The sequence below is a fragment of the Methylotuvimicrobium sp. KM1 genome, from assembly GCF_044788715.1.
GTDB lineage: Bacteria > Pseudomonadota > Gammaproteobacteria > Methylococcales > Methylomonadaceae > Methylotuvimicrobium.
The window spans coordinates 2,000,200-2,017,831 of record NZ_CP173170.1; the positions used below are offsets into that span (position 1 = coordinate 2,000,200).

15 protein-coding genes are annotated in these 17,632 nt (G+C 47.3%); 8 read left to right on the forward strand and 7 right to left on the reverse strand.

What is annotated here, in order from left to right:
- Positions 1-64 precede the first annotated feature (64 nt).
- The 4 genes from ACINK7_RS08455 (at position 65) to ACINK7_RS08470 (ending at position 5,013) form a co-directional block, all read left to right on the forward strand.
- Complete coding sequence (locus tag ACINK7_RS08455) at positions 65-1,078, forward strand: tryptophan--tRNA ligase (protein ID WP_404360908.1); 1,014 nt, start codon at positions 65-67, stop codon at positions 1,076-1,078.
- A 787-nt stretch (positions 1,079-1,865) separates the two neighbouring features.
- On the forward strand, positions 1,866-3,260 hold the full coding sequence (dnaB, locus tag ACINK7_RS08460) for a replicative DNA helicase (protein ID WP_046061130.1): 1,395 nt from the start codon (positions 1,866-1,868) through the stop codon (positions 3,258-3,260).
- Positions 3,257-4,333: an alanine racemase gene (gene alr, locus ACINK7_RS08465; protein WP_404360909.1), complete on the forward strand. Its 1,077-nt coding sequence runs from the start codon at positions 3,257-3,259 to the stop codon at positions 4,331-4,333. The genes dnaB and alr overlap by 4 nt, the downstream gene beginning before the upstream one ends.
- A gap of 254 nt (positions 4,334-4,587) precedes the next feature.
- On the forward strand, positions 4,588-5,013 hold the full coding sequence (locus tag ACINK7_RS08470) for a DNA-binding response regulator (protein ID WP_404360910.1): 426 nt from the start codon (positions 4,588-4,590) through the stop codon (positions 5,011-5,013).
- Between the two features lie 10 nt (positions 5,014-5,023).
- Here the strand turns inward: ACINK7_RS08470 and ACINK7_RS08475 are convergent, their stop codons facing one another.
- Positions 5,024-5,767, reverse strand: a complete 744-nt coding sequence (locus tag ACINK7_RS08475; protein ID WP_404360911.1) for a HesA/MoeB/ThiF family protein — start codon at positions 5,765-5,767, stop codon at positions 5,024-5,026.
- Positions 5,768-5,904: 137 nt separating this feature from the next.
- Here ACINK7_RS08475 and groES point away from each other — a divergent pair, with 137 nt between their 5' ends.
- From groES to ACINK7_RS08490, 3 genes are all read left to right on the forward strand, one after another.
- Entirely contained in the window at positions 5,905-6,192 is a 288-nt protein-coding gene (gene groES, locus ACINK7_RS08480) for a co-chaperone GroES (RefSeq protein ID WP_341325502.1), read from the forward strand.
- A gap of 57 nt (positions 6,193-6,249) precedes the next feature.
- The gene (gene groL, locus ACINK7_RS08485) at positions 6,250-7,908 is read left to right on the forward strand and encodes a chaperonin GroEL (RefSeq protein WP_404360912.1); all 1,659 of its coding nucleotides are present in this window, start codon (positions 6,250-6,252) and stop codon (positions 7,906-7,908) included.
- A gap of 84 nt (positions 7,909-7,992) precedes the next feature.
- On the forward strand, positions 7,993-8,250 hold the full coding sequence (locus ACINK7_RS08490; RefSeq protein ID WP_404360914.1) for a Rho-binding antiterminator: 258 nt from the start codon (positions 7,993-7,995) through the stop codon (positions 8,248-8,250).
- A gap of 104 nt (positions 8,251-8,354) precedes the next feature.
- Here the strand turns inward: ACINK7_RS08490 and ACINK7_RS08495 are convergent, their stop codons facing one another.
- From ACINK7_RS08495 to ACINK7_RS08515, 5 genes are all read right to left on the reverse strand, one after another.
- Positions 8,355-8,768, reverse strand: a complete 414-nt coding sequence (locus ACINK7_RS08495) for a host attachment protein (protein WP_404360915.1) — start codon at positions 8,766-8,768, stop codon at positions 8,355-8,357.
- A 159-nt stretch (positions 8,769-8,927) separates the two neighbouring features.
- Positions 8,928-10,421 (reverse strand): Ni/Fe hydrogenase subunit alpha, encoded by a 1,494-nt coding sequence (locus ACINK7_RS08500; protein WP_404360916.1) that lies wholly within the window; start codon positions 10,419-10,421, stop codon positions 8,928-8,930.
- 549 nt (positions 10,422-10,970) lie between these two features.
- Positions 10,971-11,510 carry an NADP oxidoreductase gene (locus ACINK7_RS08505; RefSeq protein WP_017839864.1) on the reverse strand — a complete coding sequence of 180 codons (540 nt, stop codon included), beginning with the start codon at positions 11,508-11,510 and terminating at the stop codon, positions 10,971-10,973.
- Positions 11,503-12,219 (reverse strand): 2Fe-2S iron-sulfur cluster-binding protein, encoded by a 717-nt coding sequence (locus ACINK7_RS08510; RefSeq protein WP_404360918.1) that lies wholly within the window; start codon positions 12,217-12,219, stop codon positions 11,503-11,505. Before ACINK7_RS08510 ends, ACINK7_RS08505 begins: the two co-directional genes overlap by 8 nt.
- Position 12,220: 1 nt before the next feature.
- Positions 12,221-13,999, reverse strand: coding sequence for an NAD(P)H-dependent oxidoreductase subunit E (locus ACINK7_RS08515; protein WP_404360919.1), 1,779 nt, complete (start codon positions 13,997-13,999; stop codon positions 12,221-12,223).
- Between the two features lie 594 nt (positions 14,000-14,593).
- Here ACINK7_RS08515 and ACINK7_RS08520 point away from each other — a divergent pair.
- A complete protein-coding gene (locus ACINK7_RS08520; protein WP_404360921.1) occupies positions 14,594-15,658 on the forward strand; it encodes an OmpA family protein in 1,065 nt (354 codons plus the stop codon).
- Between the two features lie 402 nt (positions 15,659-16,060).
- On the opposite strand, the gene ACINK7_RS08525 is transcribed toward ACINK7_RS08520, so the two are convergent.
- A complete protein-coding gene (locus ACINK7_RS08525; protein ID WP_404360922.1) occupies positions 16,061-17,341 on the reverse strand; it encodes a hypothetical protein in 1,281 nt (426 codons plus the stop codon).
- Positions 17,342-17,632: the final 291 nt, after the last annotated feature.

The window sequence follows — 17,632 nt, forward strand, 5'->3', positions numbered from 1 at the left end:
TCATGTAATATTTTGCAAATTTTAACGATGTGAACCCCGTCAGGGTTTTGGGGATTTATTTATAATGACAAAAGCGACCGTTTTAACCGGTATCACGACCACCGGTACTCCTCATTTGGGAAATTATGTAGGCGCGATCAGGCCTGCTATTGCCGCCAGTAAGGATGCAAACGTGAGTCCATTTTATTTTTTGGCCGATTACCATGCCTTGATCAAATGTCAGGATCCGGAAAAAGTCAGACAATCGAGCCTTGAAATCGCGGCGACTTGGTTGGCGCTCGGCTTGGATACGTCGAATGCGGTGTTTTACCGGCAATCCGATGTACCGGAGATCACCGAGTTGGCTTGGATGTTGACGTGTGTAACGGCAAAGGGGCTCATGAATAGGGCGCATGCTTACAAGGCAGCGGTTGCCGAAAATGAACAAGGCGGCGAAAACGATCCCGACAAAGGCATTACGATGGGCTTGTTCAGTTATCCGATTCTGATGGCGGCCGACATTTTGATATTCAATGCACACAAGGTTCCTGTGGGTAAGGATCAGATTCAGCATATCGAAATGGCGCGTGATATCGCCGGACGTTTCAATCATATTTATGGCGAACATTTTGTCATCCCGGATGCGGTCGTGACCGAAAATGCCGCGACGCTTGCTGGTTTGGACGGGCGGAAAATGAGTAAGAGTTACAACAATACGATTCCGTTATTCGAACCCGAGAAAAAACTCAGAAAACTGATAAACAAGATCAAGACCAATTCTTTGGAACCGGGCGAACCGAAAGATCCCGATGGCTGTACCTTGTTTGGAATTTATCAGGCTTTTGCCCGGCCTTCGGAAGTCGATGAAGTTCGAAAACTCTATGCGGACGGTATTGCTTGGGGTGAAATGAAAAAGTTGTTGTTCGAATATATCAACGACCATATTGCACCGGCCCGAGAGCGTTATGAAGCCTTATTACAGGCGCCTGAGCATATTGAAAACGAATTGCAGGAAGGCGCTAAAAAGGCCCGCGAGATTAGCGTGCCTTTTATGAAGCAATTGCGAGAGGCGGTTGGGATTTCTCGTATTGGTGTTTAATGGTTTTGCCGAGGAAAGTTCTGTTAGTTGCGAAAGTCTTAAAATACACAGTCCTAATTTAAGCCGACTAACTGAGTTTCTGATTCTGAAGGCGCCACTGATACTTCGCACGGCCACATTTACTGGTAAGCTAACGCGCTTTTTTGTCCGGTAGTTGAATGGCGAAAACAGTTACATGGCTTACTCCCTTTTGATTGAAAAACCGTCTAAGAATAAAAGGTATGGGATGTGTCTATCGAGGAACGCCGTTCACCCAGCACCTAAATTATCCTAGATAGCTAATCATAGCCAATGAACTATGGAATTTAGGTGCTGGGTGAACCCATCCCTGGGGGCTTGACGGCAGCGCTCGAGCGCCATGGATGGCGTGTATTAGAGCAACGCAGGAGCAGTTGCCGAGGAGCAAAAATCTGCCCTGCTGCCGACATCCTCGCTAGCCACACCCCATACCTTCATAAAGTTAGCTAATTTTTGAGTATAAAGGGAGTAGTTTGACGCCTGTTTTCGCGCCTTGCTACCGAACAAAATAGCATTGCCATAAAAGCTGCAAACATGGCCGCGCGAAGTAAAAATCATCGTCAGCGGGTTTAATCTTCGACTTTCCTAATCTCTATTTCGCTGATGGACTCGCTCGGTAAATAAATTCGCACTTTTTTAGTACGAACGGAGTCAACGTTTTCCAACTACCTGGATCGCAGCAACTCTCCTGTTCAGGATTTTTCGTGCAGAAATCCATAATGATTTTCCAATCAACTTCAATTTAGCAGTATTTCCCTTGACCGAAATTATGTCTGAAGAATATGTATTCGACCGCGATTACGCAACCGAAGCTTTAAAAGTATCACCGCATTCAATACAAGCCGAGCAATCCGTACTTGGCGGTTTGATGCTGGATAACCAAACCTGGGATTCGATCGCCGATAAAGTTGTTGAAGGCGATTTTTATCGCAAGGATCATCGAATGATTTTTCGGGCCATCGAAAAATTGGCCGAAAAACAAGATCCTTTCGACGTCATTACTTTATCCGAGGCACTGGCTTCCGCCGGACAATTGAATGAGGTCGGCGGTCTGGCCTATTTAGGTACCTTGGCAAAGGATACCCCGAGTGCTGCGAACATTGTCGCTTATGCGACTATTGTTCGCGATAAGTCCGTTTTAAGGCAGTTGATCCATGTCGGAACCGATATATCCGATTCGGCTTTTAGTCCGGAAGGGCGCGATACCTCCGAATTGCTCGAAAATGCCGAGCGCCAAGTATTTCAAATCGCCGAACAGCGCCAACGCGGGCAGGGTGGTTTCACGTCGATCAAGTCGTTGCTGGCGCAGGCAGTCGATAAGATTGAAATGCTTTACGAGCAGGAAGGCAATATCACCGGTGCCAGCACCGGATTTAATGATTTCGACGAAATGACCTCAGGCCTACAGCCGTCCGATTTAATTATTGTTGCGGGTCGGCCGTCGATGGGTAAAACCACGATCGCGATGAACATGGCGGAGAATGTTGCGATTAAAGGCGATAAACCGGTTGCGGTGTTCAGTATGGAAATGCCTGGAGACTCCTTGGCGATGCGTATGATGTCCTCATTGGGGCGTATCGATCAACATAAAATTAGAACCGGTAAACTTGACGACGACGAATGGCCGCGTTTGACTTCGGCGATTAATTTATTGGCTGAAACCAAACTGTTCATCGACGATACACCGGCGTTGACGCCGACTGAAGTGCGCTCGAGAGCGCGTCGATTGATGCGCGAGCATGGCCAGTTGGGCTTGATTGTTTTGGATTATTTGCAATTGATGCAGTCTCCGGCAAGCGGCGATAATCGGGTTCAGCAGATCTCCGATATTTCTAGAGGCTTGAAAGCCTTGGCCAAGGAACTCAATGTACCGGTTATCGCGTTATCCCAGCTTAATCGGAACTTGGAACAGCGGCCCAATAAACGGCCGGTGATGTCCGATTTGCGTGAGTCGGGAGGTATCGAACAGGATGCCGACGTAATCGTATTTGTTTATCGGGATGAGGTTTACAATCCGGATAGTCCGGAGAAAGGCGTTGCTGAAATTATCATCGGTAAGCAACGTAACGGTCCGATAGGCACGGTCAGGTTGACTTTCCTCGGACAATACACTCGGTTTGAAAACTTTGCCGGAAATCCTTACGGCGGAGACGATTACGAATGACGCCGGCCGCTTATGTCAAATTGAACTTGGATGCGTTAAGCCATAATTTGAATGTGGTTAGACGCTACGCGCCAGACTCGAAAGTCATGGCGGTGATTAAAGCCAACGCATACGGGCATGGCTTGTTGCGTGTCGCAGAACGATTAATCGATGCGGACGGCTTTGCCGTGGCCCGCGTCGATGAAGGTATTCGCTTGCGCAAAGCCGGTATTTCGCAACGCATCGCGGTTATGGAAGGTTTTACGTGTTCTGAGGAATTGAACGATTTGATCGATTTCGGTTTAGATCCCTTAATTCACTCGTTCGGGCAGTTGGATATCATTGATCGAAAATTCGGCTCTATCGGAATCAATGCTTGGTTGAAAATCGATACCGGCATGAACCGTTTGGGGTTTTCGGCTGACGAGGTCGAAAAAGTTCATCAGCGTTTGAGATCGAGCTCGTTAATCAAGCAGCCGGTTGGTTTTATAACCCATTTGGCAAATGCCGACCTGAGATCCGACCCAATGACTTTGAAACAAATCGACTTATTTAATAAAACATTGTCGGGTTTTGCAGGGCCGCGTAGTATCGCGAATTCAGCCGGGATTTTAGGTTGGCGGGAAGCGTTGACCGACTGGGTAAGACCCGGAATTATGTTGTATGGGATTTCTCCGTTTCCCGAAACGACTGGAGGTGATTTCGATTTAAAGCCGGTCATGGCTTTGCATTCCCGGTTGATTGCCGTTAAATCCGTACGGCAAGGCGATAAGGTGGGTTACGGCGGTACTTGGGTGTGCGATAGGCCGATTACAATGGGGGTTGTCGCAATTGGCTACGGGGACGGTTATCCTCGTCATGCTCGATCCGGCACACCGGTTCTTGTTAACGGCAAGCGCGTCCCGATGATCGGTAGGGTATCGATGGATATGATCACGGTCGATTTGAGCGAACAAGACGATGCCAAGCCGGGTGATCCAGTGACGCTATGGGGAGGAGCGTTGCCCATCGAAGAGGTAGCGTCTTGGTCGGGAACCATCCCCTACACACTGGTTTGCGGCATTACTCAGCGAGTGCAGATTGTTGAAGAGTAAGTAGCTCAGCCTTAACAATTTGTAGTGACTATGGATTATGACGTTGAATATTATTAATTTTCAATTCATTATGCTCATCAAATGTTAAAGTTGGGCCAGGTTGAGCAATTTAGTACTTTGGTACAGTTAACAATTACGTAAAACAGACTAGACTCTTTTCTAAGTTGAAAACGTGGATGATTTTGACTCAAATAAGCACAGAGGGAATGGAGTGGTATTTTGAAAGCCGGATAACCTAAACGATCGGTAACTTTATGATTGATCTGCAAATAATTGATAACGACGAAGACATTCTGCGGTTTATCGACGATCCGAGCCTAAAAATACGAGTCGATCATGACGAAATAAAGGCCTTGATCGCGGTTGAAAGAGACAAGCCGCTTATCGTTGTGCTTCGCTATGAACTTCGCGAACAGCAAACCGCCGAATATATTGCGTTATTGAATGCGGCAAGTCCTGATAGCAAAATTATTTTGATCGCACCTGAATTGACCGATCGCGAAGTCATCGATTGTTTGGTATCGGGGGCTCAAGGTTATTTACAGTTTACCGATTTGGCAAGATTTTTTAATAAGGCAGTCAAGGTCATTCGGCAAGGAGAGGCTTGGGTATCCCGCCGAATTATCTCGTTGATGTGGAAAAAAATTCAACATCCGGTAAAAAAAGTGCAATTCGGGTGATTTTATCCATCTATTTTCCGCAGGTAGGGCAGTTCGGATTTTTTCTTAACTTCATGCTGTTCCATTCCATCGTCAAACCATCCAGTAATAATAATCGTCCGGTTAGCGTTTCGCCGGCGCCGGTAATTAACTTAATTGCCTCAAGTGCTTGAATGCAGCCAATAATGCCGGTAATTGGCGCAATAACGCCGTTGGTTGCGCAATTCTGCATCTCTTCCCCCGTGTCCGAGTACAAACAGTTATAACACGGACTGTCATGTAATCCCGGTGTAAAAACCGACACTTGGCCTTCAAACCGTATCGCGGCTCCGGATACCAATGGTGTTTGGTGTTTGACGCAGGCGCTGTTAATCGCGAATCGCGTCGAAAAGTTATCGCTGCAATCGAGGACGATATCGGCTTTTTCTACGGTTTTGTCGAGCGCGACTCCGGTCAAGCGTTGCTTGAAAATATTAACCTGAGTATCCGGGTTTAATTTTTTTAAGGTCTTTTGGGTTGAAATTACTTTGTCCGTCCCAATATCGTCGGTGTAGTGAGCGATTTGTCGCTGTAGGTTCGAAAGGTCGACTGTGTCGTCATCGTAAATAGTGATTTGTCCGACACCGGCTGCCGCGAGATAGATCGAAGCCGGTGAGCCAAGGCCGCCCGCACCGACGATCAAGACGTGTGCGCCAAGCAATTGTTGTTGGCCTTCGATATCGATTTGCGGCAGCATGATTTGCCGGCTGTAGCGTAATAGTTGGTCGTCTTTCATATTTTAGGATAGATATCAATTTAGGTGCGAATGATGCCAAAGAACTTGACAGACTGCAAAAGCTGATTATTATTAGCACTCATTACTAGCGAGTGCTAATAATCCACTTTATTGTTTATATCGATTAGGAGATATTGATGAAAATACGCCCTTTACACGACAGAGTAATTATCAAACGTGTTGAAGAAGAAACCAAAACCGCCGGCGGTATCGTACTGCCTGGTTCTGCCGCCGAAAAACCGAGTCAAGGTGAAGTTTTAGCGGTAGGAACCGGTAAAGCACTCGATAACGGTCAAGTTCGCGCGTTAGAAGTTAAAGTCGGTGATAAAGTGTTATTTGGTAAATATTCAGGTAGCGAAGTCAAAATCGACGGTGAAGAAGTCGTTGTGATGCGCGAAGAAGACATTATGGCTGTTCTGAGCTAACGGTCTCTTTTTAACTGATTAAGTATTTAACATTAACCACAGAATCTAGGAATAAACATGGCAGCAAAAGAAGTTAAATTCGGTAGTGACGCACGTACCCTGATGGTTGCAGGTGTCAATATTTTAGCGAATGCGGTAAAAGTCACTTTGGGTCCTAAAGGCCGTAATGCGGTTTTAGATAAAAGCTTCGGCGCACCGACCATCACCAAAGACGGCGTCTCGGTTGCGAAGGAAATCGAATTGAAGGATAAATTCGAAAACATGGGTGCGCAAATGGTTAAAGAAGTCGCGTCTCATACATCCGATGTTGCCGGTGACGGTACCACGACTGCGACCGTTCTGGCTCAATCCATCGTTAACGAAGGCTTGAAAGCAGTTGCAGCCGGTATGAACCCAATGGACTTGAAGCGGGGCATCGACTTAGCCGTGACTACGGCGGTTAAATCCATCGAAGCGGCAGCAACGCCTTGCACAGACAGCAAAGCGATTGCGCAAGTCGGCACGATCTCGGCCAACTCCGATGAGTCGGTCGGTCAAATCATCGCCGAAGCGATGGAAAAAGTCGGTAAAGAAGGTGTCATCACCGTCGAAGAAGGTTCAGGTCTGGACAACCAACTCGATGTTGTCGAAGGGATGCAGTTCGATCGCGGTTATCTGTCTCCATACTTCATCAACAATCAAGACAGCATGAGCGCCGAATTAGAAAATCCGTTCATCCTGCTGTACGACAAAAAAATCTCCAACATCCGTGATTTGTTGCCGGTACTGGAAGGTGTTGCCAAATCAGGTCGTCCGTTGTTGATCGTTGCCGAAGACGTCGAAGGCGAAGCGCTGGCGACTCTGGTTGTCAACAATCTGCGCGGTATCGTTAAAGTCGCTGCGGTTAAAGCGCCTGGCTTCGGCGATCGTCGTAAAGCGATGCTTGAAGACATCGCGATTTTGACTGGCGGCACCGTGATTTCGGAAGAAGTCGGTCTGTCTTTGGAAAAAGCTGAATTGGATCTTTTGGGCACAGCGAAAAAAGTTCAAGTCACTAAAGACAATACTACGGTTATCGACGGTGCGGGCACAGATGAAAGCATCAAGGCACGGGTAGCACAAATCCGCAAGCAAGCCGATGATGCATCTTCCGACTATGATAAAGAAAAATTGCAAGAGCGTTTGGCTAAATTGGCCGGCGGTGTTGCAGTGATCAAAGTCGGCGCGGCGACTGAAGTCGAAATGAAAGAGAAAAAAGCGCGCGTCGAAGATGCGCTGCATTCTACTCGTGCTGCGGTTGAAGAAGGTGTGGTTGCCGGTGGCGGTACTGCACTGGTCCGCGCTTTGAAATCGCTGGAAGGTTTGAAAGGTTTGAATCATGATCAAGACGTCGGTGTCAATATTCTGCGTCGTGCAATGGAAGAACCTCTGCGCCAAATTGTCAAAAACGCGGGGGAAGAGTCTTCAGTCGTCTTGAATGAAGTTGCAAAAGGTACAGGTAACTATGGTTACAATGCAGCAACCGGCGAATACGGCGACATGATCGAGATGGGTATTTTGGACCCGGCGAAAGTGACTCGTTTCGCGCTACAAAATGCAGCATCTGTTGCGAGTCTGATGATCACCACTGAAGTGATGATCGCCGACGCACCAAGCGACGATAAAGGCGCTGGCATGCCGGATATGGGTGGCATGGGCGGAATGGGTGGTATGGGCGGAATGGGCGGCATGATGTAATCGCCGTTCGAGCTCATCGCTTGACGCAAAGCCCCGGCCGTTTTATCTCGGCCGGGGCTTTTTTGTTTGTTGAAAAAAAGGGGCATGATGAAAATTGAACCAATAGCTTGCGAGCTTCACGACTACATAGAAATCGCCTGTATGTACGGTTACTTGGTCAAATTGACACTGACGGAACATCGAAGTCTCGAAGGCAAAGCGATCGACGTTGTGACTGAACAGAATAAGCGCGAATTTTTGGTTATTGATAATGGGGAAAGGCAAAAAGTCGAACTATCCAAAATCGTTGAAATGGAAACGCGGACCCCGGGGGCGAAGTTTCAAAGCATTCGTTTCAAATAAAAATTTCTTAAGGGGCGGAAGGCCCCGGTTGATTTAAATCGGGGCCAGGTCATGGGCTTAACGCTGCTTTAACATTTGTTAAGGCGGAGTTAAATGGTTATCGATCAGAGATAGCTTCGGATGCTGGACTCGTCTTGAGCAACAAGGTTTTTGTCGATCGATTTGCCGACTAGTTTCTTGATTTGGTCGTTAAGGGTTTGACGTAGCGTACCGAGGAAGGCTGGAGGGGCTATTAATACGAGATCGTTGAATTCGTTATTAACTCGGCCCTGTTCCAATTTATCGCCTATTTGTTGGGCAAAGCGGATGGCCTCTTGTTGCTTGACATCGGTAACCGGTTCAAATGAATGTGCTCCGTTACCACGTCCACCTTGTTGATCGGAAACGACATCCTGCGTTTTGAGCTTTCCCTCGGCATGGACTAAGTCTTCAAGTTCCCGTAACGGTTCTTTTCTGCCCTCATAGAAAAAAAAACGTGCTCTGCTGCTATCTGCTACTACGACCCATTTACTATACATAAGCTGTACTCCTTAACCAATATGTCGGAACGGTTTATCGCATCCGTGCAATTATGGCCGACATTCCTTTGTCATATTGAGTGTAGCTCTTTGCCTAGTGTTTGTCTAAAGGAAAGGTGCCGCACTTGCCATACCTTTTATACTTAGACGGTTTTTCGATTAAAAGGGAGTAATAACACCATCGCTATGTTTAACTAATTTATCGATGAGTTGCCCGTCAGCGTCGATTAGCTCCAATTGCAAAGGCATTTTTCCGACCGCGTGGGTTGCGCACGATAAACAAGGATCGTAGGCGCGGATTGCGACTTCTAGATTATTTAATAGCGGTTCGGTCAATTCGCGACCATTTAAATATTCGGCGGCGACCTGACGGACTGATTCGTTCATCCCCATGTTATTGCTGGTTGTTGAAACGATCAAATTGGCGCGGGTGACAATGTCGTTTTCATCGACTTGATAATGATGAAATAGTGTGCCGCGAGGGGCTTCGATCACACCGATACCTTCGAATCGCTTTTCACCTTGCGCGACGAGATCGTCGCTCATGATTTCCGGGTCGTTCAGCAAGACTTTGATGCTTTCGGCGCAGTGTAACGTTTCTATCATGCGCGCCCAATGGGTTGCCAGCGTGCTATGAACCATTGCTTCACCACCGTGTTGCTTGAATTCGATGCGAGCGGCCTCGGCCAACGGGGTATCGATATAGTCGCAATTATTGACGCGGGCCAGCGGGCCGACGCGGTACCAGCCGTTTTCCTTGCCTTCCGACAACAAATAAGGAAACTTCATGTAGGTCCAGGAACGGACTTCTTCATGAATATAATCGTTATAGCGGCAATAATCGACATGGTCGATGATGGTTTTGCCGGTGTCTTTTTTCGCGCGTAGACCTCCGTGATAAAGCTCCAGCGCACCATCAGGGCGGGTGAGGCCAAGGTAATTACTGCGTATCGTCGCGAAATCGTCGTAATAGGGCAGATTCGAACAATGGACTCTTTTGACCAGCTGCACGGTTGCCGCCGCCCATTCGATCATTTGATCGATATCGGTCAACAAATAATCGCGCTCTTCACGGGATAACGGTTTGTTCATGCCGCCGGCGATTGCACCGGTGCCGTGAACGCGCTTGCCAGAAATCATACGGATCACTTCTTGGCCGTATTTGCGAAGCTTGACGCCCTGTACGCCGATTTCAGGGTGCTCGGCCAGTACCGCGATGATGTTGCGTTTACCGATCTCGCTTTCGAATCCGAACAATAAATCCGGGCTCGACAAATGGAAGAAATGTAAGGCGTGGGACTGCATAACTTGACCGAAATGCAGCAAGCGCCTTAATTTGGTTGCGGCCGGAGGCAGATTTTCCGGGTCGATACCGACGAGTTGATCGATTGCCTTGGCGGCGGCTAAATGATGGCTGACCGGGCAGATGCCGCATAGGCGCTGCACTAAAACAGGCAGCTCCCAATAAGGGCGGCCCTGAATGAAGCGTTCGAAGCCTCGAAACTCGACGATATGTAAGCGGGCTTGTTGGACCTTGTTGTTTTCATCGAGCAATAAAGTGACTTTGCCATGACCTTCGACCCGCGATACCGGATCGACCACGACACGTTTAAGGTTTTCCGGGCTGGCGGCTGTTTCTAAATGTTCGTACATAAGTGTTCTCGATAATTTTATTGGCTCGCGCAGAGGCGCAGAGTTTTTTTCATGGTTCGCTCAATGATAGGGTTCACCGCGCAAACTCGTTGGACTGCCGAAATCTTAATAAGGATTTCGTAATAAATACCGTCCTGGAACTATGATCTTTGTTGAGGGTTCGGCAACTCGCTTGGCAGGGCGCCGTGAACCCAGCACCTAAATTCCATAGGTCATTGGCAATGATTTAACATTATGGTTAATTTAGGTGCTGGGTGAATGCAGATTTTGCATTACGCCATGGATGGCGTGTATTAGGGCACCAACAGTAGGGCGCTTTAGGCGATGCAGGGCAGAAAAATGCTCCTGCATTTTCTGCATTCATTACATCCTTGTAACTCAGCAATTGCCGAGGAGCAAAAATCTGCCCTGCCGCCGACACCTGCCAATCGAGCAACCGAACCCTCCCTAAAATAAGGAAGTTATTTACGACCAAATCCTAATGCTGTTCTCAGCGCCTCTGCGGGAAATAAATAACCCTTTCGAATTAACTCAGCGCGAGAATCCAAATTAATCATAATGCACCAACTCGTAAGGCAGTGACGGTTCGCGGCCTTCGAGCAGGTCGGTCAAAAATTTCCAAAAAACATCGGCAGACGGCGGGCAACCCGGTAGGAAATAATCGATCTTGACGATTTCATGAATCGGGCGAACCTTGTCCAGCAATAAAGGTAACTCCGGGTCGCTTGGAATCTGCGGGTTTTCGACGCCGATACCGTCCAAATAAGCTTCGGTCAGGCATTCTTCCAAAGGAATGAAGTTGCGCATCGCCGGCAAGCCGCCGTTAATGGCACAGGCGCCGACCGCGACCAGTGTTTTGCAGTTTTTACGAAATTCGCGCAACACATGCACATTTTCCGAATTGCAGACGCCGCCTTCGATTAAGCCGATGTCGCAATTCGTGCAATGTTCGATGTCGGTAATCGGCGAACGGTCGAATTCGACCGCCTCGGCGAGTTGCAGCATGCGTTCGTCGATGTCGAGAAACGACATGTGACAACCGAAACAGCCGGCTAGCGACGTGGTTGCGACTCTGATTTTATTAGCCATGACTCTCGTGCTCCGTTTCCAAGCTGACTTGATCGATTTGTTTATGATCGTAAATACGTTGTCCGATCGGGATCGTATAGCCGGTTCGTTTGATCAGAATCGCTCCAGTCGGACAGATGTGCGCGGCTCGGTCGCCGGCATCGATGTCGCTGTCTTTCAACTGCCCGGACTCGGAATTAACAATCAAGTGCTTGTTAATACCACGGCCTGAAATCGCAAAAACGTCTTTGCCGTCGGCTTGTTGGCTGGCCCTGACGCATAAGGTGCAAAAAATGCAGCGATTATGGTCGATCATGACGTCAGGGTGGCTCGCATCCATTTTACGTTCCGCGTAAAAGTGCGGAAAATGATTGTCGAGCATATTCAAATGATAAGCGACGCCTTGCAATTGGCAGTTGCCGGATTTTTCGCAGGACGGGCAAAAATGATTGCCTTCGACGAATAGCATTTGCGTGATTTTTTGGCGGTCCTGATTGATATCGGTCGTTTCGCTCAATACATTTTGGCCTTCGGTTGCCGGGAATGTACAAGCCGAACAAGTGCGGCCATTGACATTAACGTTGCATAACTTACAGCTACCGTGCGGCGTGAATTCCGGGTGATGACAAAGATGCGGAATGTAAACGCCGGCCGCAGTAGCGGCATCCATGATGGTTTGGCCATCTTCGAATGGAATGGGCTTGCCGTCCAAGGTAAATGTTTTGCTCATGCTATTCCTCCACTTGGGCTAGATGAGCCCCTGCATCATTACGGTTTGCCATGCGTCTGGCAGTTTCAAGGGAAGCGTTCAAATCGAAGCCGGGCTCGTAACTGATTTTTTTCAATTGGTTTTGGTATAAGTCGGGATATCTTTCTAAAGTATGAATGATCGGATTGGCCGCCGTTTGGCCTAAACCGCAATGACTATGATTTTTAACAAGCCGGGTCAGTTCTTCAAGGGCAACCACATCGCCGGCCGAACCGTGGCCGTTGACGATTTTGTCGAGTTGTTTTTTCAGCAACGACGTGCCGACCCGGCAAGGCGTGCAGAACCCGCAGCTTTCATGCGCGAAGAAATCAGTGAAATTACGCACGATGTCGAGAATGTTGCGTGTCGAATTGAAGACGATGAACGAGCCTCCCGTGGCTAAATCCTCGAATCCTAGTATGCGATCGAGTTCCTGGTTGGAAATAAAGGTGCCGGACGGTCCGCCGATTTGAACGCCAAGTACATCATGGGCACCACAATCCTCCAGAATTTTCCGTACCGTAACGCCAAACGGATATTCGTAAATGCCGGGACGTAGACAGTCCCCGCTAATGCTAAGAATTTTGGTGCCTTGGGATTTTTCCGTGCCTTTGTTCGCGAACCAAGCGCCTCCGTGTAAGGCAATGTTGGCGGTGGCCGCGAAAGTTTCAACATTGTTGACGACGGTCGGTTTGTTTAAATAGCCTTGAGAAACAGGGTAGGGCGGACGATTTCGCGGAATACCGCATTTGCCTTCTAAGGATTCGATGAGTGCCGATTCCTCGCCGCAAATATAGGCGCCGGCGCCGAGACATATCTCAATATCGAAATTTAGACCTTTGCCAAGAATGTTATTGCCCAGCAAGCCGGCCTGACGGCGTTGTTCGAGAACGTTTTCCAATTTTTGGTAAAGATGAAGATATTCGCCTCGTAGATACAGAAAACCGTGCTTGGCGCCGATAAGTGCCGCGCAAATAGTCATGCCTTCGAAAACATGGTCGGAATAGCTATTCAGTAATACTCGGTCTTTGAATGTTCCGGGTTCGCCTTCATCGGCATTGCAGACCACATAGCGATCTTGTTCCGATTCTTCGGAGCAAAATTGCCATTTCATCGCCGTTTTAAAGCCTGCGCCGCCTCGCCCTCTGAGTCCGGATTGATCGACTTCCGATAGCGTTTCTTTTAGGCCGCGTGCGAAGGTCGCTTGGAGGCCTTCTCCGGCAGTAAGGCGACTGCTCAATAGCAAATCGGATTGATAGATGTTATCGCCGACCTCAAAGAATTCCTTGGGCCAGTCCTCAAGTGCTTTTTGTTCGTCGATCAATTGTGCGATCGCGTCGATTCTAGGTCGGTCAAGTCGAGTGATCGCGCGGCCATTGATCAGCCCGGCGGGGCCTTGATCGCACATGCCGGTGCATGAAGTATTATCCAAGCTGACCAATCCGTCTTCACGAACGCTGCCGGGCGACACGGAAAGTTTGTTAGATAGATAGTCCATCAAATTGTGTTTGCCGAGCATGTGATCAGTGATCGAATCGCTGATTAATATATCGTAACGTCCGCGCGGCGTTAAATGGAGAAAGCTATAAAATTCGATAACGCCGATAATGCGCGTTGTTGGAATGTTTAATTCTTTGGATAGCAATCGAATGGCTTGGTTCGGAATATGGAAGTATCGCGCCTGAACGGCGCGTAATATAGCTAAAAGCCGAGTTGGGCGCCTTGCGTGGGTTTCAACGAGATTTTGAATGAACGATTCCATGGTGTCTCTCTGCTGCACTGGGTTATGACGGAGGAGCTTAAGTTCAACTATATGCCAATATTAAAAAAAATACCATTACATAGAGTGAACACAGTGTTTTCTAATGTTGGCAATTTCAGCATAGTTTGTCAGTTGAACGCTACGATAAGGGTTTTTTGGGTTGCTATAACCTAGCTTTCTCGGTTGAAAGGTACGATTCTGGATTCAGTGGTGCTCAAAATTTTCGTGAATAAGCTGAAACATTCACGGCATACAAAAGCCTGTTATTTTGCCTATTGTTGCGAAAAAAATACAGTCTCGGCGTGGCGATAACAAAACATTTAATTAGCTAAAAAAATATTAAAGTTAGAGTCTATAGCTATTGATAAATAATATTTTTTAATAAAAAATTGTGTTGATGGAAAAATAATGATGTAAACTATATGGCACTTGAAGTGTATAAATACGACAGGTCTTTGTTGTAAAATAACAACGGGCTTGGTTAAAATTGCATGCAACTTGAGTTTTTCTTAAAAAGTAACCATTTTTCATATCGGCCATTTCTATCGAGAACCCCGGTTTGTTGAAGGTTTTTATTCAGTTTATGAGGTTGTTATGTATTTAAAAAAATTAATGGCTAGTGCTTTATTGGCAGGATTTGTCGCCACTCCTTCGGCTTGGGCCGAAGAGCTGCAGGATGACCGCTGGTATGTTGCGCCATTCGGCACCTTCATCAAATCAGGCGGCGACCGCGGCGCTAAAGACGGTTGGGGCGGCGGTATGGGCTTCGGTAAAATGCTCAACGAGCACTTCAACGTCGAATTGAGAGGTTTTTACCAAGGTTTCAGTGGCTATAATAATGCCGAAACAGGTCAAACCAAAGGGCGTTGGGATTTAACCGGCGGTTCGGCCGATCTGCAATATTACTTTTTTCGCGATACCTTTTCACCTTATATCGTTGCCGGCATCGGCGGCATGAACACCAGTGTGCCAGGTGATAGCGCCGCTTCGATTACCGGCGAAGGCGGTGTCGGTTTTACTTACGAATTGCATGATAACTTCCTATTGCGGAGTGATGTGCGTTATCGTTACAACAATAACTTCAACGCCAATCTGCGCCCCGGTACCGAGGAATATCATGATATGACCGTTAATGTCGGCTTTGTGATTCCGTTCGGAGAAAAACCGAGAGCGGCTATTACACCCGTGAAATTCGAGCCCGAGCCGGCTGCTCCGGATTGTTCGACCCTGGATTCGGATGGTGACGGCGTCAACGATTGTTTGGATAAATGCCCGGGTACTATTTCCGGTAGTAAGGTCGATGCGCAAGGCTGTCCTATTAGTATCGAGCTCAAAGGGGTTAACTTTAGGTTCGATTCTGCCGAACTGACTGAACAAGCAAAGATAATTTTAGATGGAGTCGCTGAAAAGTTGATTGCCTATCCGCAAGAAAAAGAAATCGAAGTTCAAGGTCATACCAGTAGTGAAGGTGGCTACAACTACAACATGAGATTGTCTGAGCGCCGGTCGCAATCGGTTGTTGATTACCTGAAAGCTAAAGGGGTAACCGACAGTATGCACGCTAAAGGTTACGGCCCCAATCGTCCCATTGCCGATAATAGAACCGAGGCAGGTCGAGTTCAAAATCGCCGTGTAGAATTGATCTGGATGGAAAATTAATCCAGCCTTTACAATTTGTAGTGACGATGGATTATGATATTGAATATGATTATTAACTTTCAATTACTTATGTTCACCAAATGTTAGGGCTGGGTTAAGTAATAATTTCATCGGTTTTGAACATAAAAAACCCGCTTTCGAGCGGGTTTTTTTATTTTTGGGGTTTCCACTCATACGGATCAAGCTAAAAACGGCCAACCCGCATCACGCTCTTTCCCTAACTCCAGCTTGGGAAAGACACCCCGGAACCGGAAGCTCCGGCTTCCTGATCCTGGTGGAATGACGCGTTATTTCCTTAAGTTGATTCCCATCCGCGGGTCGTCAAAACGGCATTAGACGAAGAGCAACAATCCATCTGATTTCCTCTAACAATCGATGCAATAACAATATCTTGGAAAGGAATCAAAACTTATCGGCATTCCATTGATAGGACTGCATAATGTCTTTACAAAGGCCAGGCTCTTGGCCGCTAACCCAACCTTTGCCTTCATGGAAACCTTTAGGAAGGTCGGCAAGAGTCGGGCCGAATTTGCGGCTTTTGCATCCTTGAGACTGAGGGTTGTCGCAACAGCATTTCATTGCGGCGACATGTTTTTTTATCAGAGCCGGGGCCGCGGCAATAGGCGGCATCCAGTTTCTTTCGTTCGGACCCGAAGTTAGCCAGGTGCTCAGCGTTTTGTCCGGATGTCCCGTGGCAAATTCAAAACTATAACCGCAAGTTCCAGAGGTCGTCATTTTATGGCACTGAGTACAGAGTTGCTGCTCGCCATCGATAGGGTCGGTTGTAATCTGGAGAATATGATGTTTATTGAAAAAGTTTTGAAAAGGCTTGCCAACCGCTAAAAAGGGTAGAGGTGCCATCGTGTAAATATCCGGTAGGCCGTGTTTCGAATTAATGTACGGACTGTATTTAAAGCCGTGCGCATTGTGGCAGGCAACGCAACCGGCTTCCGCGGTAAACTCCGGCGATTTAAAAGCTTGATTGGCATCCCGGTACCAAAGATCCTGCGGAAAGTCTTTCGGAGGTCGTGCTTGCTCCGGATTGTATTGATTTAAATAATCGTCCTTGCTTGGAAGGGGCTTATCAAGGGGCGGTAAAAAACCGATCACTGCTTCGCCATATTGAGTGAGATAACAACTTTTTCCTGTTTTTGTATTTCGCAGAATAATGCCGATATCGTTAAAAGTATTGTAAAGATAATAAAGTTCGGCTCTCTCGGTGCTAGACGCTTTCTCAAAGCGCTCTTTTCTTTGCTGCTGGTTCATACCGAGATTGGCTTTGGTTTTTCGGAACCAATCTTTTTCGAATTGATTCCCTTTTTGCCGGCAGTTGAGCACCATGATGTTGTCGTCGTCGAGTTGCTTGATTTGTAAGTGCGAGTAGGTCCAGCAGCCCATATCGCCGCCGAGCCAATGAGGGTTGTCGCATTTTTTCGAGTTTGAGAGAAGTTTTTCCCAGTTGTCTTCTTTAATTTCTTGATTATCGACATAAATAGGGACTTGTGTGCCGTCTAAACATGAGAGTACCGGCAATTTACGGGTGATCCCAAGCTCAGCTTTGCAATTCTCGATATGCTGATAGACAGTATAGTCCGTTGCGACGTCATGAGTACGGGGGCGGTAGCCCAAGTATGCAATGACGCCGATAATTAGTGTTACTGTCAGGATTGGTGCTGTTTTCATAGTTTACTACCTCTTAAATTGTTAGGTTTGTTATGGGAAAGAGGTGTTGCCGGTTGCGCTTTAAATAAATAACGCTTTAGCTTTTTTTATGCAAGTCCTATCCGTAAGGATTTTAAGGTTATTGTCATGAAATGACTAAGAGTGCTTTGCTGCCGGCTTAACTAGAGTTAATAAAAACAATAAGTTATTTTGTTATAGTGCGGAAAGGTAAGTTTTTTTAATCAAGGACTTGAAAAAATGTGAAATCGATCATATTATCCCAGCAAAGCAGTCAAGAAATACTCGTCCGAC